15 protein-coding genes are annotated in these 14,638 nt (G+C 72.2%); 4 read left to right on the plus strand and 11 right to left on the minus strand.

Annotation, left to right across the window (positions count from 1 at the left end):
- Positions 1 to 17: 17 nt before the first annotated feature.
- The 9 genes from ACZ37P_RS33715 to ACZ37P_RS33755 all read right to left on the minus strand — a co-directional run bounded on the left by ACZ37P_RS33715 (position 18) and on the right by ACZ37P_RS33755 (position 8,140).
- The gene (locus ACZ37P_RS33715; protein ID WP_467350210.1) at positions 18 to 1,082 is read right to left on the minus strand and encodes an urease accessory protein UreD; all 1,065 of its coding nucleotides are present in this window, start codon (positions 1,080 to 1,082) and stop codon (positions 18 to 20) included.
- Positions 1,079 to 1,708 carry an urease accessory protein UreG gene (ureG, locus tag ACZ37P_RS33720; protein ID WP_355349715.1) on the minus strand — a complete coding sequence of 210 codons (630 nt, stop codon included), beginning with the start codon at positions 1,706 to 1,708 and terminating at the stop codon, positions 1,079 to 1,081. Before ureG ends, ACZ37P_RS33715 begins: the two co-directional genes overlap by 4 nt.
- Before the next feature lie 80 nt (positions 1,709 to 1,788).
- Entirely contained in the window at positions 1,789 to 2,487 is a 699-nt protein-coding gene (locus tag ACZ37P_RS33725) for an urease accessory protein UreF (RefSeq protein WP_467350293.1), read from the minus strand.
- A gap of 74 nt (positions 2,488 to 2,561) precedes the next feature.
- A complete protein-coding gene (gene ureC / locus ACZ37P_RS33730; protein WP_355349718.1) occupies positions 2,562 to 4,286 on the minus strand; it encodes an urease subunit alpha in 1,725 nt (574 codons plus the stop codon).
- Complete coding sequence (locus ACZ37P_RS33735) at positions 4,286 to 4,753, minus strand: urease subunit beta (RefSeq protein ID WP_355349721.1); 468 nt, start codon at positions 4,751 to 4,753, stop codon at positions 4,286 to 4,288. The genes ureC and ACZ37P_RS33735 overlap by 1 nt, the downstream gene beginning before the upstream one ends.
- A 43-nt stretch (positions 4,754 to 4,796) precedes the next feature.
- Positions 4,797 to 5,642, minus strand: a complete 846-nt coding sequence (locus ACZ37P_RS33740; protein WP_355349724.1) for a sirohydrochlorin chelatase — start codon at positions 5,640 to 5,642, stop codon at positions 4,797 to 4,799.
- Positions 5,639 to 5,944 carry an urease subunit gamma gene (locus ACZ37P_RS33745; protein WP_355349727.1) on the minus strand — a complete coding sequence of 102 codons (306 nt, stop codon included), beginning with the start codon at positions 5,942 to 5,944 and terminating at the stop codon, positions 5,639 to 5,641. Before ACZ37P_RS33745 ends, ACZ37P_RS33740 begins: the two co-directional genes overlap by 4 nt.
- Before the next feature lie 134 nt (positions 5,945 to 6,078).
- Positions 6,079 to 7,068, minus strand: a complete 990-nt coding sequence (locus ACZ37P_RS33750) for an urea transporter (RefSeq protein WP_467350214.1) — start codon at positions 7,066 to 7,068, stop codon at positions 6,079 to 6,081.
- A gap of 538 nt (positions 7,069 to 7,606) precedes the next feature.
- Positions 7,607 to 8,140, minus strand: coding sequence for a TerD family protein (locus tag ACZ37P_RS33755; RefSeq protein ID WP_391052165.1), 534 nt, complete (start codon positions 8,138 to 8,140; stop codon positions 7,607 to 7,609).
- 364 nt (positions 8,141 to 8,504) lie between these two features.
- Here ACZ37P_RS33755 and ACZ37P_RS33760 point away from each other — a divergent pair, with 364 nt between their 5' ends.
- Complete coding sequence (locus ACZ37P_RS33760) at positions 8,505 to 9,368, plus strand: GH25 family lysozyme (RefSeq protein WP_467350216.1); 864 nt, start codon at positions 8,505 to 8,507, stop codon at positions 9,366 to 9,368.
- Positions 9,369 to 9,496: 128 nt separating this feature from the next.
- Here ACZ37P_RS33760 and ACZ37P_RS33765 read toward each other — a convergent pair whose 3' ends face one another.
- Positions 9,497 to 9,751 carry a hypothetical protein gene (locus ACZ37P_RS33765; protein ID WP_355349739.1) on the minus strand — a complete coding sequence of 85 codons (255 nt, stop codon included), beginning with the start codon at positions 9,749 to 9,751 and terminating at the stop codon, positions 9,497 to 9,499.
- Between the two features lie 102 nt (positions 9,752 to 9,853).
- Positions 9,854 to 10,660, minus strand: a complete 807-nt coding sequence (locus ACZ37P_RS33770) for a VOC family protein (RefSeq protein WP_391164287.1) — start codon at positions 10,658 to 10,660, stop codon at positions 9,854 to 9,856.
- Positions 10,661 to 11,005: 345 nt separating this feature from the next.
- Here ACZ37P_RS33770 and ACZ37P_RS33775 point away from each other — a divergent pair, with 345 nt between their 5' ends.
- The 3 genes from ACZ37P_RS33775 to ACZ37P_RS33785 are packed head-to-tail and all read left to right on the plus strand — an operon-like array spanning position 11,006 to position 14,552.
- A complete protein-coding gene (locus ACZ37P_RS33775; protein WP_467350218.1) occupies positions 11,006 to 12,688 on the plus strand; it encodes an NAD(P)/FAD-dependent oxidoreductase in 1,683 nt (560 codons plus the stop codon).
- Complete coding sequence (locus ACZ37P_RS33780) at positions 12,685 to 14,205, plus strand: ATP-binding protein (RefSeq protein ID WP_355349745.1); 1,521 nt, start codon at positions 12,685 to 12,687, stop codon at positions 14,203 to 14,205. Before ACZ37P_RS33775 ends, ACZ37P_RS33780 begins: the two co-directional genes overlap by 4 nt.
- On the plus strand, positions 14,202 to 14,552 hold the full coding sequence (locus ACZ37P_RS33785) for a UBP-type zinc finger domain-containing protein (protein ID WP_355349748.1): 351 nt from the start codon (positions 14,202 to 14,204) through the stop codon (positions 14,550 to 14,552). The genes ACZ37P_RS33780 and ACZ37P_RS33785 overlap by 4 nt, the downstream gene beginning before the upstream one ends.
- Positions 14,553 to 14,638: the final 86 nt, after the last annotated feature.

Consider the following 14,638-nt stretch of genomic DNA (forward strand, 5'->3'; position numbering starts at 1 on the left):
CGGCGGGCGTGCGGGGGTCAGGGCTTGCGCATCGCGGGCGCGGGTACGCCGATCAGCAGCCTGCGTACGGCGTCCCACGCGAGACGCAGCGCGCTCGCGGCGGTCCGCGGGTCGTCGGTGAGCAGCCGCAGCCAGGCCCCGCTGTCGCCGGGCAGCACGCTCACGCCGAAGAGCGCCGGGCTGTCGGCGAGGGCCTCGTGCAGGGTGTCGGCGACGGCCGCGGCCGGTGCGCGCGCGGTGACGACGTAGAAGGTGGACACGATGTCGTGGCCGCCGAGGACGGCCAGGCCGGTCACCGGGGCAGCGCGGGGTTCGAGCCGCATGGCGTCCACGGCGAGGAGCGCGCCGTCGGGGCGCCGGATCTCGACGTCGGAGGCGAAGACCTCGTAGGCGTGGCGCTCGTCGCGCGCCAGGCGGCCCGCGTAGAGCGTCTCCGCGGCCAGGACGGTCGCGGTGGCGTCGGCGGTGACGGTGGTGCGCTGGTAGTAACGGGCCCCGGCGTAGGGGATCGTCGGGTCCGGCAGGTACTCGACGTAGGAGTCGGCTCCGGCGTCGACGGCGACCTGCTGGGTCGCGTAGTCGAAGTCCATGCGGTGGACCCTGGTGGCCGTCTGCGTGGTGAGGTGGGTGGCCGCGCCCGGTCCGCAGGTGACGTCGATACGGAGCCGGTCGCCTTGCAGGATGCCGCCGCCGGTCGACATCACCTGTGTGATGGGCAGGTCGGGCCTGGCCGGGTCGTAGTAGAGCGGCCGCATGATCTGGAGCGGGGTCTTCTGGAAGTGGCCGGTCAGTTCCGTCCGTTCGGCGCGGCGCTCGAAGGTCAGCTCCAGCAGCCCGACCTTGCCCGCGTGACCGACCGGCAGGGTGTCGGGCACGGCCGCGTGCCGGCGGACCTCCCGGGGGACGCGCGCGGGCTCGTAGTGCGCCGGGTCCAGCCGGGCGGGGCGCGACGGCGCGACGGCCCGGTCGTCGGAGCCCTTGGTACGCACCGGGTGCTCGGGGCCGTCCGGTTCGGCCACCCGTACGGCCGGCGACGGCGCTTGCCGCGGCGCCCGGGCACGAGCGGCGCCGGTGAGGCTCATACGGCGGCGACCTTGCGGTACGTCTCCAGGAAGGTGGCGATCTCCTCAAGACCCTGCCCGCTCAGGCAGTTGGTGAGGATGACCGGCGCGCCGTCGCGTACCCGGTGCGCGTCGGCCTCCATCACCGACAGGTCGCACCGCACGTACTGGGCGATGTCGATCTTGTTGATGACCAGCAGGTCCGACTCGGTGATGCCGGGACCGCGCTTGCGGGGCATCTTCTCGCCCTCGGCGGTGTCCAGCACGAACAGGAAGAGATCGACCAGGACCGGGCTGAAGGTGAGGGTGAGGTTGTCGCCGCCGGACTCGAAGAGCAGCGTGTCCACGTCGGGGAAACGGTCCAGCAGTTCCGCGCCCGCCGCCAGGTTCATCGTCGGGTCGTCGCGCACCGCCGTGTGGGGGCACGCTCCGGTCTCCACGCCCACCACCCGCTCGGGGTCGAGCACGCCTTCCAGGGTCCGCCGGACGTGCTGGGCGTCCTCCTGGGTGTAGATGTCGTTGGTGACGACGGCGGGCCGGTGCCCGCGGCTGGTGAGGATCGGCACCAGGGCCTCGATCAGTGCCGTCTTGCCCGATCCCACCGGGCCCGCGATGCCGACGCGCAGGACGTGGCGTTCGTTGTGCATGGGGTGCTGCCTTCCGTCGCTGAATGTGTGTGTCGTGGTGGGGTCCGGCCGTGCGGCCGGAGTCGGGACATGATGCAACGTCAGGTCATGAACAGCCGGGCCTGCGCGCGTTCGTGGCGGCCCGACATGACGTCGGCCATCGGTACGCAGCCCCCGAGGTCGGCCAACTCCGCGGCGAGGGCCCGCCCGACGACCTCCTCGATCACCGGCGCCGTCGCCCGCAAGACGACCTGGGCCCGTACGTGGTCGGTCAGGCGCAGCCGGAGCGCCGCGCCGACGAAGCTGACGGCGAGCGCGAACAGGTCGCCGGTCACCGCCTGTTCCGCGTCCACCCCGGCGGCGGCGTACACGGCGCCCGCGACCGCCGCCTGCGACCCCGGCGCACCGCCGCCCGCCACGAGCGCCGCGTAGCGCTCCAGCACGGGTCCGCCGATCACGGTGCCCGCGATGTCGAGGAGTTGGCGCCCGACGCGGGTGGAGGCCACCCGCGTCTCGCGGTTGAGCTTGGCCGCGTGCAACCGCTGGTCGACCCGCGCGACCAGGTCCCAGTCCCCCGCGCACACCGCCCGGTGCGTGAGCACCAGGGCGGTGGCGTCGCAGGGACCGATCCCGTGGCGCAGCAGATCGGCGAGCAGCCCCGGCACGTCGGCCGCCGTCACGGCCTTGGCCTGGGCGAAGCCCTCCAGGCTGTGCGAGAGGGTGTAGAAGCCGCTGGGGAAGGCCGAGTCGGTCAGCTGGAGGCTGACCAGCAGCGCCCCCAGCCGCCCCGGCCGCCCCATGACGGAGTCGGCCGGAGCGTGCGGGGCGGCCGGAGCGTGCGCGTCGTTCGAGGCGTACGCGCCGTTCGAAGACGTCATGCCAGGAAGAACAGTTGGGTGAGCGGCAGTTCGCGGGCGGGGTCGATGGTCGTGGGGACTCCGTCCAGCGTCACCTTGTACGTCTCGGGGTCGACGGTGATCTTCGGCAGGGAGTTGTTGCGGACCATGTGCTGCTTGCCCACCGAGCGGCAGTGCCGTACCGGCAGAATCCTGCTCTCCAGGCCGAGCCGCTCCGGGACACCGCCCGCGATGCCCGCCTGGGACATGAACGAGACCCGGGTGGCCTGCTTGGCGCGGCCCTTCGCGCCGAACATCGGCCGGTAGTAGACCGGTTGCGGGGTGGGCAGCGAGGAGTTGGGGTCCCCCATCTGCGCCCAGTTGACCAGGCCGCCCTTGATGACCATCTTCGGCTTGGCCGCGAAGGCGTTGATCGGCCACAGCACGATGTCCGCGAGCTTGCCCGCCTCCAGCGACCCGATGTGCTCGGCCATGCCCGCCGCGATGGCCGGGTTGATCGTCATCTTCGCGAGGTAGCGCAGCACGCGCAGGTTGTCGTTGCGCTCGCTGTCGCCGTCGAGCTTGCCGCGCTGGTCCTTGCAGTGATGGGCGGTCTGGAAGGCGCGGGTGAAGGACTCGCCGACCCGGCCCATGGCCTGGGAGTCGGAGGAGAAGATGGAGATGACGCCCTCGTCGTGCAGCACCGTCTCGGCCGCGATCGTCTCCGCCCTGACCCGCGAGTCGGCGACGGACACGTCCTCGGGGATGTCGTGGCTGAGGTGATGGCAGACCATCACCATGTCCAGCAGCTCGTCCACCGAGTTCACCGTGTACGGCAGGGTTGGGTTGGTGGACGACGGCAGGACGTTGGGCTCACCGGCGATCCGCATGATGTCCGGGGCGTGCCCGCCGCCGGCGCCCTCGGTGTGGAAGGTGTGGATCGTACGGCCGTCGATCGCGGACAGGGTGTCCTCGAAGAACCCGGACTCGTTGAACGAGTCGGTGTGGATGGCCACTTGCACGTCGTACTCGTCGGCGACCCGTAGCGCGGTGTCGATCACGGCCGGGGTGGTGCCCCAGTCCTCGTGCACCTTCAGACCGCACACCCCGGCCTCGACCTGCTCCACCAGCGCGTCGGGCTGCGAGCCGTTGCCCTTGCCCAACAGCCCGATGTTGACCGGCAGATCCTCGGCCGCCTGGTACATCCGGCCGATGTTCCACGGGCCCGGCGTGCAGGTCGTGCCGTTGGTGCCGTCGGTGGGTCCGGTGCCGCCGCCCACCAGCGTGGTGATCCCGTTGCTCAGCGCCGCCTCGGCCTGCTGCGGGGAGACGAAGTGGATGTGCGTGTCGATGCCGCCGGCCGTCGCGATCAGGTGCTCGCCGGAGATGACCTCGGTGCCGGGACCGATGGTCAGCAGGGGGTGGACGCCGTTCTGGGTGTGCGGGTTGCCGGACTTGCCGACCGCCGCGATGAAGCCGTCCTTGACGCCGATGTCGCCCTTGACCACGCCCAGCACCGGGTCCAGCACGACCACGTTGGTGATGACCAGGTCCAACGCGCCCTGGGCGGCGGTGGCCTGCGGGTCCTGGGCCATGCCGTCACGGATGCTCTTGCCGCCGCCGTAGACGGCCTCGTCGCCGTAGAGGCCCTCGTTGAAGTCCTTCTCGACCTCGACGACGAGGTTGGTGTCGGCGAGGTGGAAGCGGTCGCCGACGGTCGGGCCGTACAGGTCCGTGTACTGCTTGCGCGGGAGCGTCGCCATCACCGGTCACCCTTCGTCTTGTTCTTCGCGCTCTTCGCGCCCTTGTCGTTCTTCGCGGCGCCGTCGGCGGCAGCGCTCTTGCCCGCGCCGCCCGCGGTGTCCCCCGTCGCGCCCTTGAACCCCAGGGCGACGGCGCGGGCTTCGGCGGCGATCCGGGTGGTGGCCGAGTTCAGGCCGCCGTTGACGAGACCGCTGAAGCCGACCAGCCGCCGGTGGCCGCCGAATTCGGTCAGCGTCACCTCCCGTGAGTCGCCGGGCTCGAAGCGCACCGAGGTGCCCGCGGGGATGTCCAGGTGCATTCCGTACGCGGCCTCGCGGTCGAACTCCAGGGCCCGGTTGGCCTCGAAGAAGTGGTAGTGCGAGCCGACCTGGACCCCGCGGTCACCGGTGTTCGACACGGTGACCGTGGCCGTGGCGCGGCCGGCGTTGATCTCGACGGGATCATCGCCGTACAAGTAATTCGGCATGGCTGGTCTCTCTTTCTCGCGGGAACGGCGGCAACCGGTCGGTTCAGTGCGGGAGATGGGGGTGCGGGTGGCTGTGGGTGTGCGCGCCCGGTGCGGATGGTGCGGAGGTGTCCGCGTGCGTGTGGGCGAAGCCGTGGCCGTGTTCGGCGTCCAGGCCCGCGGCGACGCCGTCGTCGCCGTGCGCCAGCCGGTGCAGGGCCTCGGTGCGGCGGGCCGCGACGACCCCCTCGACGGCCGCCCGGCTCAGCAGCGGGCCGCCGTCGACCGCGCCCGCGACCGGCGGGGACGACGTGGCGGGCGGCCCGAACCCGGCCGACAGCAGCAGCACGTCCTCGGCGCCGAGCCGTCGGCAGCGCTCCACGCCCTGCGGCACATCGGGGTCGCCGTCGGTGAAGGCGACCTCGACCCAGCGGTGGCCGCCGTACTGGCGCACCAGCCGGGCCACCCGGAACAGTTCGGCGTCGGCGAACGGGTCGGCGGCGGGCGCGGTGACCAGGACGGCGGTAGCGTCCCCCGCGCCCCGGCCCGCGGCGGCGCGCAGCCAGCCGACCAGGTGGTCCTGGGTGCCGAAGGGCGCGCTCAGCACCGTACGTCCGCTGCCGCCGCCCTCCTGCGCCCAGCGCAGCGACCGCGCCGCCTCGGCGACCAGCGCGCGGTCGCGGCCCAGCGTCATCGGGATCACGCAGACCGGTGCGTCACGCTCGGCGAGCAGGCGGGCGACCGCCTGGGTGAGGGGCGCGCCTGCCGGGACCACGGTGTACGTGTCCCCGGCGCCGCTCCCGGCCCACGGCGCGAGGTCGCGGGCGGCGGCGCTCTCGTGCCCGCCGACGAGCACCACGCTCGCGGCGGCGGCCGGGGTGCGCACAGTGACGGGGCTCGGCGCCGTCATGCCCCGACCGGGTCGTGACAGGACACCAGCTTGGTGCCGTCGACGAATCCGGCCTCCACCTGGAGCAGCGGCAGCATGTCGCGTACGCCCGGCATCACGTCACCGGCGGCGACGACCTGCTTGCCCAGCTCCATGCACTCCGCGACGGAGCGCCCGTCGCGCGCGGCCTCCAGGATGGCCTCGCTGATCAGCGCGCATGCCTCGCTGTAGTTCAGCTTCACACCGCGGTCACGGCGCTTGCGGGCCAGATCGGCCACCACGTAGATGAGGAGCTTGTCGACTTCGCGAGGGGCGAGGTTCATCCGTTCACTCTCTTCTTGGGCTCTTCGGCTCTTCGGTTGGGCTCTTCGGCTTCAGGGGTACGGACAGGGGGCGGGAGGCCGCCCGAGGGTGATCACATACGGGCGGTCGCATACGGGCGGTCACGTGCGGGCGGTCACGTGCGGCGCAGGCGCGGGATCGAGGGGACGGCGGCGACGAAGACCACGGCGGTCAGCACGAACGGCCAGGTGAGGGCGTGTCCGCCGAAAGGCGCGACGATGTTGTCGAGGGCGGCGGTCACCACCGTCGCCACCCCCGCGCCGCCGATGGCGTAGACCAGGCTCCAGGGGCCGGGCGCGATGAACACCCCGCACAGCGCCATCGCCACCAGGACCGCGTTGTACCCCAGCAGCCCCTGACCGACCTCGGCCGCCGGTGCGCCGAGCAGGACCGCGACGGCCAGCGCGGTCGCGCTCCCCACACACGCCATCGCCGCCGCCAGCCGGTTGGCCAGCGCGATGCCGATGAGGAACATCAGGCCGACGTACCACTGGGACATGAAGAAGATCTGGCCGAAGCTGGAGAGGAAGGCGTGCCAGGCCTGATCCCACGTCAGCGCGGTCCGGCCGCTCGCGGTCGCGGGCAGGGCGGCGAGGCTGTGCCCCTGGTGCCACGCCTTCTCGAATCCCGGCGCCCCGACGGTCATGACGGTGGTGACCAGGCAGAACGGAATGGTGAACGTCGGTACGTCCCAGGTCCCCAGCATGATCGCCAGGGCCGTCGTCACCACGACCACCAGGCTGGAGGCGAAGACGGCGAGCAGGAACGTCGACCAGTGGCCGGGGCCGAGGAAGACCGAGAAGCCGGTGCCGACCAAGCAGCCGTTGAACCCCCGCAGCCCCGCGCCGACCAGCGCGTGCTCGATGCCCAGCGCGTGGGCCGTCGCGGTGGCGACCGCCGCGCCCAGCAGCCCGTACACCCCGTGCTGCCAGCCCGAGACGAACAGCGCCGCGAGGAACACCGCCCCGCACAGCGCGCTCGGCATGAAGTCCACCTGCGCGATGCCGCGCAGCACCTCCATCCCGAACGACACCGGAGGGCGGTTCTCCAGACGCCCCAGCGTGCCGCCGCCGCTGCCATCGCTCGGTCCGGCCTTGTCGGACATGCAGATTTCCACGCCTTCGGTCAGAACGGCCAGGTGCGACCCGTGCGCCGTGCATCCGGACAACCGATCAGCACAGATCGACCCACAAGGGGACGAATCGGTGTAATCAGACCAACATCACGGAAGCTAGCAGCGCCGGAGCCGCGCCCGGCGCCGACATGATGGCGCCTTCACCCATTCGGCGACTTATGTGATGACGTGTCCGCTGACCGGCGGCGCGTAATCTCCGCCCACAGGACGCCAGTTGCCGTTCCGCTCGCGCCGTCTCCGGGCGTGCGGCCACCTCCCGCGATCCGCGGGCAGGCCGACGGCGCGCCCCGGCTCGTCGTCCTGGACCAGACGACGGGCGCGCGCCAGGAAGCAACGGCCGCTCTCTAGGGCCTGTCCGGCGGATCATGGGCGGTCCAGGCGGCGCCTGGCGCGTGCGAGCGCAAGGCGCCGGGACGGCCTCATAGCGGAGCCGTTCGGGTATTCCGGCAACGCGGCGGGCGTGCGTACCAGGGGTCGAAGGGGCCGTTCGTGATCCGCCGGACAGGCCCTAGGCGGCCCCGCCGCCCATCAGCCGTCCGAAGGCGGCCGGATCGGCGTCGTATCCGCGGATGTTCCGGTGGAACCGCCACTCCCCCGCGTCCCCGCGGGTGAATTCGGCGACGGTCGCGGCGGTGGCGTCGGCCACGTCGGCGAAGTCGTACTCCAGGAGGGCGTTGTATCCCTCCAGTAACCGGATGTCGGGGTTCGCCGCCTGGCCGAAGGTGAGCCGGCCGTCGCGCTGCTGGATGGCGACGCCCACCACGACGCGGCCGTACGAGGCCGACAGCCGGTCGAGTTCGATGGTCATGCTCTCGTCGGCGCCGAAGCCCTTGCCGGTCTTGCTGTCGCGGTTCAAGGTGATGGTGCCGTCGGGCGAGCGGCTGTCGAAGTACACGAGGTACGCGGGCTCGCCGTGCCGGTCGTCCGTGGCGAACGTCGCGGCGATCAGGTCGAGATCGGTGTCGGGCGAGCCCAACGGACTCGGATCCCACCGCAGTTGGACCTCGATCTTCCCGCTGCCCTTGTTGAGGCTGCTGCTCACCGGGTCTCCCCCTCCTTGGAACCGCGCCGACGTGCGAGAACGTACCGATCGTGCCGGAAGCGAACGTGCCGGATGCACGGGCCGCGCCGCCCGGTCGTCCGCGCCCCGGCCGTGGCCGCGTCGCCGACCGCCGGGGTCCATGCCTCGATTAACCACACCGCCGGGCACGCTGTCCACACCGCCTCCGGCGGCGTCCTGCGTACTTTCACCGCCGGGGCGCGCCGCAGCTCCCGGCCCCGCGTACTGGCATAGACCAATGACGGTCACCGGAGCCCCTTCCGCCCCAGGGCTCTACGCGCGTAACCTCCTTCATTGTCATGGCCACACCACCAAGGCACCACCCCCCTCGCCCTTGGAGGCGCACATGGACAACGCCGGACACGACTCCCGGCGCGGGTCGGTGCCACGCCGCGCGCTCGCGGCGATCGGCACGCTGACCGCTCTCCTCGCCCTGTTCGTCGCGGCTCCCGGCGCGGCCACCGCGGCCTCCCCTTCCGGCGGCGGCAGCCCCATCGCACACCCCGAACTGGACTGGATGGGCTCGACCGTCGCGGCCCACGAGGGCCGGTCGAACGGCGGCGGCACGGTGACCCCGAACGCCGCCCAGACCCTCGGCTTCGACGTGAGCCACTACCAGGGCGCCGTCAACTGGGCGGGCGCGTACGCCAACGGCGCCCGGTTCGCCTATATGAAGGCCACCGAGGGCACGACCTTCCGTGACCCCAACTTCTCGGCGAACTACACGGGTTCGTACAACGCGGGCTTCATCCGGGGCGCCTACCACTTCGCGAACCCCAACGCCTCGACGGGCGCGGCCCAGGCCGACTACTTCGTCGCGCACGGCGGCGGCTGGTCCAAGGACGGCAAGACGCTGCCGCCCATGCTGGACATCGAGTACGGGCCGTCGTCCACCTGCTGGGGGCTGAGCCAGGCCGCGATGCGGACCTGGATCACGTCGTTCATCAATGAGGTGCACGCCAAGACCACCCGCTGGGCGACGATCTACACCACGACCAACTGGTGGACGACCTGCACGGGCAACACCTCCGCCTACTCGGCCAACGACCCGCTGTTCATCGCGCGGTACGCCTCCAGCGTCGGCACCCTGCCGGCCGGCTGGCCGTTCTACACCTTCTGGCAGCACGCCGACTCCGGCGTCTTCCCCGGTGACCAGGACTACTTCAACGGGGCGCTGAGCGGACTGCGCAATCTCGCCAACAACACCTGAGCGCACGACGCCCGAGCGGGCGGCACCCGAGCGGGCACGACGGCGGCCCCGCACCCACGGCAGGGAGAAACCGTGGGCGCGGGGCCGCCGCACGCGCGGACGCGGGCCGTCAGCGGACGGCCGCGACGTCAGTGGGAGCTGTGGTGGCCCTCGAACGCGTAGCCGCCGCCGGCCTCGAAGCCACCGATCTCACCCTTGACGGTGGTGATCCCGTACGGGCCGCCGAGGTTGGTCTTCTCGAAGCCGGCGAAGCCGCCCGCGGTGTGGAAGCCGCCCATCCCGGCGTGACCGCCGTCGTGCGAGACGGCGGCAGCGGCCGGAACAGCCGACATGAGCCCGGCGGCGGAAACGGCGGCGACGGTGATGGCGATACGACGAAGCATGTCACTCTCCTGTGTGTTGGTGGGTGAGCCTTCACCGTGACCCGGTACCGCCCGGCCCGCACCTCGTCGCGCGCACACGGCTGACGGGCAGCCCCGAACGGGCTACGCGACCTCCGGCGCGGTCAGCGTGAACAGTCCGCCGTCCGGGTCACGGACGACCGCCGACTCCCCTGCGGGGCCCGCGTGGTGCGCCACGACACCGCCGCCGTTGGCGCGGACCGCCCGCAGCGCGGCGGGCAGGTCGCGCAGGGTGAAGAAGACCTCCCAGTGCGGGCGCTCGACGGGGTCGGGCGCGGCCTGGACGGCACCGCGGCCGAGCCGGGCCACGACCCGCCCCGCGCTGCGAAGCACCACCTCGTCGCCCTCGTACGCCACCTCGCAGGCGCCGGGCCGGTCGCTGGCCCACAGCAGCACCTCGCCGTAGAAGATGGCCGCCTCGAACGGGTCGGGGGTGCGCAGCCGCAGCCACACCGGCTGCTCGTCGCGCCAGCGCGGCCAGGATTCGGAGAGCAGGCCCTCCCAGATGCCGAAGACGGCGCCGTTGCGGTCGGCGGCCAGGGCCGCGCGGCCGGATTCGAAGGCGATCGGGCCGACGGCGACGGTGCCGCTGCGCTCCCTGATCCTGGCCGCGGTCTCGTCGGCGTCCTCGACCGCGAAGTACGGCGTCCAGGCGACGGGCACCTGCCAGGCGGAGGCCAGCTCGGCGATGCCCGCCACCGGCCTGCCGTCGTCCAGCGCGACGCTGAACCGGCCGCCCAGCTTCGTCCCGCGGTAGGTCCAGCCCAGGACCGCCGCGTAGAAGCGGTGGGTCGCGGCCAGGTCGCGCGAGGTCAGGCTGACCCAGCACGGCGCGCCGAAGACGGCGTCGCTGGATGTCGCGCCCGTCCCGGGGCGCGGGCTCTGGCGCATGGACACGGCAATCACCACCTGACGGGTTCGACGCGGGGCCGGACGCGTTCCCGCGGGCCGCCGGGTCGGCGGGGCGGATCGTCCTGGTCCGTCCCTCAGTGTGCCGTCGATGGGCCCGGACCTCCTGTCGAGCCGGTCGGACCGTCACGCTCCGTGGTGCCCGGCGCCTGACAGTGAGCGCGTACGGCGCGGCGGCCGGGGGTCTCCGAGGCGCCGCCGGGCGCGTCCTCCGAGGGCGAACACGGTGGAACTGCGGGTGGCAGGCCGCGTACCTAGGATGGGAGTGGCGGGCCCCGGCGCCATGCCGTGGCCCGGCACCGGTGATCCGCACGAATGGGGGCATGGATGCTGGGGACAGAGCCCAGCGGCGCGACACGGACCGTGATCGTGACCGTCGACGACGATCCCTCGGTGTCGCGTGCGGTCGCACGCGACCTGCGGCGGCGTTACGGCGAGGAGCACCGGATCGTCCGGGCGGAGTCCGGGGAGTCGGCGCTGGAGGCGCTGCGCGAGATGCGGCTGCGCGGTGACGCGGTCGCGGTGATCCTGGCGGATTACCGGATGCCCGCGATGAACGGCATCGAATTCCTCGAACGGGCGATGGATGTGTATCCGGGCGCCCGCCGGGTGCTGCTGACGGCGTACGCCGACACGGGCGCGGCCATCGACGCCATCAATGTGGTGGACCTCGACCACTATCTGCTCAAGCCCTGGGACCCGCCGGAGGAGAAGCTGTACCCGGTGGTGGACGCGCTGCTCGACGCCTGGCGCGCCTCGGACCACCGGCCGGTGCGGGAGACGAAGGTCATCGGCCACCGCTGGTCGGCGCGGTCGTCCGGGGTCCGCGAATTCCTGGCGCGCAATCAGGTGCCGTATCACTGGTACGCCTCGGACGAGCCGGAGGGCCAGAAGCTGCTGGCCGCCGCGGACGAGGACGGGGTACGGCTGCCGGTGGTGATCACCCCGGACGGCAAGCCGCTGGTGGAGCCGACCGACCAGGATCTGGCCAGCAGTGTCGGTCTGGCGACGACGCCCTCGGCGCGCTTCTACGACCTGGTGGTCATCGGCGGCGGCCCCGCCGGTCTCGGCTCCGCGGTCTACGGCGCGTCCGAGGGGCTGCGGACCGTGCTGGTGGAGCGCACCGCGACCGGCGGGCAGGCGGGGCAGAGCTCCCGGATCGAGAACTACCTGGGCTTCCCCGACGGGGTCTCCGGCGGGCAGCTCACCGACCGCGCGCACCGGCAGGCCACCCGCTTCGGCGCCGAGATCCTGACCGCGTGCGAGGTCACGGGGCTCAAGGTCAGCGGCTCGGCGCGGACCGTGACCTTCGCCGACGGCTCCGCGGTCTCGGCGCACACGGTGATCCTGGCGACCGGCGTGTCCTACCGGCAGCTCGACGCGCCCGGCGTGTCGGAGCTGACGGGCCGCGGTGTGTTCTACGGTTCCGCGCTGACCGAGGCGGCCCGCTGCCAGGAGCAGGACGTGTACATCGTCGGCGGGGCGAATTCCGCCGGGCAGGCCGCGGTGTATCTGGCCAGGGGCGCCAAGTCCGTGACGATCCTGGTCCGGGGCGACTCGCTGACCTCGTCCATGTCGCACTATCTGGTGCAGCAGATCGGGGCCACCCCGGCGATCAAGGTGCGTACGCGCACGGAGGTCGTGTCCGCCGAGGGCGAGGACCATCTGGAGCGGATCACGCTGCGCGACACCACGACCGGCCTGACCGAGACGGTCGACGCGGGCTGGCTCTTCGTGTTCATCGGCGCCGCCCCGCTGACGGACTGGCTGGACGGGGTGGTGCTGCGCGACGAACGCGGGTTCGTCGTGGCCGGTCCCGATCTGGCGCCGCCGGGCGAACGCCCGGTGGACTGGCCGCTGGAGCGGCCCCCGTACCACCTGGAGACCAGCGTGCCGGGGGTGTTCGTGGCCGGTGACGCGCGCGCCGAGTCCGCCAAGCGGGTGGCGTCCGCGGTCGGCGAGGGCGCCATGGCCGTCATGCTCGTCCACCGATACCTGGAGCGGCTATGAGCGTCCAGTACCTGCCGTGCGACGTGGCCGAGCTGCGCTCGCTCTTCTTGTTCGAGAAGCTGACCGACGACCAGTTGGACTGGCTGTGCCGCAAGGGCCGGGTGCAGATGGAGGAGCCGGGCGCCGTCTATCTGGAGGGCGAGCCCGCGACCTGCTTCTACGTGCTGCTCGAAGGCACGGTGGTGATGTCGCGCCGGGTGGGCGCCGACGACGTGGAGGTCTCGCGCACCTCGGACCGCGGGGTCTACGCGGGCGCCTTCCAGTCGTATCTGGGCGACCGGGTGCCGCAGGTCTACAACAGCTCGCTGCGGGTCACCGAGCCGTCGCGCTTCTACGTGCTGTCGGCGGACCACTTCGCCGAGCTGATGCGCGAGTGGTTCCCGATGGCCGTGCACATGCTGGAGGGGCTGTTCTTCGGCAACCGCAGCACCAAGCAGGCCATCGGCCAGCGTGAGCGGCTGCTGGCCCTGGGGTCGCTGTCGGCCGGTCTCACCCACGAGTTGAACAATCCGGCCGCGGCGGCGCTGCGGGCCACGGCCACGCTGCGCGAACGGGTGGCCGGGATGCGGCACAAACTCGGCATGATCGCCGGGGGGCCGCTCGACCGGGCCACGCTCGCGACGCTGATCGAGCTCCAGGAGCGGGCGGTGGAGCAGTCCGCGAAGGCCGTGCAGCTCACCCCGATGGAGACCTCGGACCGCGAGGACGCCATCTCCGACTGGCTCGACGACCACGGCGTGACGGCCGGGTGGGACCTCGCGCCGAATTTCGTGCAGGCCGGGCTCGACACGGACTGGCTGGAGCGGGTGGCCGCGACGGTCACGCCCGACACCCTCGACAGCGCGATGCGGTGGCTGAACTACACCGTCGAGACCGAGCTGCTGATGAACGAGATCCAGGACTCCACGGCCCGGATCTCGACCCTGGTCAACGCGGCGCGGCAGTATTCGCAGCTCGACCGGGCGCCGTACCAGGTGGTCGACGTGCACGAGTTGCTGGAGAGCACGCTGCACATGCTGACCGGCAAATTCGGTCCGGGCATCAAGGTGGTCAAGGACTTCGACCGTACGCTGCCGAAGATCCCCGGCTATCCGGGTGAGCTGAACCAGGTGTGGACCAATCTCATCGACAACGCGGTGGCCGCGATGGAGGGGACGGGCACGCTGACGGTGCGTACGGCGCTGGACCGCGAGCAGCTTCTGGTCGAGTTCCGTGACACCGGAGCCGGTATCGCGCCGGAGATCCGGGAAAGGATCTTCGAGCCGTTCTTCACCACCAAGCCGGTGGGCGAGGGCACGGGGCTGGGACTCGACATCTCCTGGCGCATCGTGGTGAACAAGCACCACGGCGACCTCCAGGCGGAGTCGGTGCCCGGCGACACCCGTTTCCTGGTCCGCCTGCCGCTCACGGCGGAGCAGCCGGAGGCCGCACCTGATGCCGCGTCCGACGCCCGGCCGGAGGCGGCACCGCAGGCCAGCTCCGACAGTCCGTCCGACAATCAGCGGGAGCCGTCATGACGACCACCCCAGGTATCGACCCCACCGCCCGGCCCAGCGGGGCCGGTTGCGCCGACTGCGACGCGGCGGGCGGCTGGTGGTTCCATCTGCGCCGCTGCGCCCAGTGCGGGCACATCGGCTGCTGCGACTCGTCGCCCGCGCAGCACGCGAGCGCGCACTCGGCGGCCACCGGCCATCCGATCATGCGGACCTTCGAGCCGGGCGAGGACTGGTTCTGGGACTTCACGACCGACGCGTACGTCGAGACCGACGTGGCGCTGGCCCCGCCGCAGAGCCGTCCGGCCGACCAGCCGGTGCCGGGCCCGGCAGGCCGGGTCCCGGCGGACTGGCGCGCCCACCTCAACTGAGCGGCGGACGCGCCGAGTCGGCGTACCGCGCGGACCGGCGTACGTCGGGCGGGAGCACGCCGTCACGGCGTGCTCCCGGCCCGCGT

Source organism: Streptomyces sp. NPDC024632, from assembly GCF_055559175.1.